This is a genomic window from Vibrio rubrogenes (assembly GCF_059641415.1).
In genome coordinates this window covers 1-555 of the sequence record NZ_JCARSY010000118.1, presented here as the reverse complement: position 1 = coordinate 555, position 555 = coordinate 1, and the positions used below count along the sequence as shown (strand labels likewise).

Sequence of the window (555 nt, the reverse complement as noted above, 5' to 3'; positions counted from 1 at the left end):
CAGAATGCCAACTCCATGTTATATCTCTATCGAAGGTGAAACTCAGGGGCTAATCACGTCAGGCGCTTGTACAGCAGATTCTATCGGTGACTCTTTTGTTGAAGGTCACGAAGATGAAATGATGGTTCAACAGTTCGATCACGTTGTGAGCGTTCCAACTGATCCTCAGTCTGGTCAACCTGCTGGTCAACGTGTTCACAAGCCTTTCAAATTCACTGTGAACCTGAACAAAGCCGTTCCACTGCTGTATAACGCACTGGCTTCCGGTGAAAAAATGTCTTCTGTGACTCTGAAGTGGTACCGCACTTCAATCGAAGGCAAGCAAGAAAACTTCTTCACCACAACACTTGAAAACGCAACTATCGTTGACATCAAGTGTGAAATGCCACACTGCCAAAACCCAGCAGATTCTGACTACACGCAAAACCTGACTGTCTCTATGTCTTACCGTAAGATCACTTGGGACCACGTTAACGCGGGTACTTCAGGTGCTGACGACTGGCGTAAGCCAATCGAAGCTTAATTGTCAGCTGAACAGGCACCTTGTGTGTCTGT

The 555-nt window shown here is 46.7% G+C and carries 1 protein-coding gene; it reads left to right on the top strand.

Going from position 1 to position 555, the window contains the following annotated elements:
• Window positions 1-4 precede the first annotated feature (4 nt).
• On the top strand, window positions 5-523 hold the full coding sequence (locus AC55NX_RS20810; protein WP_059123002.1) for an Hcp family type VI secretion system effector: 519 nt from the start codon (window positions 5-7) through the stop codon (window positions 521-523).
• Window positions 524-555: the final 32 nt, after the last annotated feature.

Bases quoted from the DNA above. Each gene is read 5' to 3' on its own strand.
- AC55NX_RS20810 (WP_059123002.1), top strand. From the start codon at position 5: ATGCCAACTCCATGTTATATCTCTATCGAAGGTGAAACTCAGGGGCTA.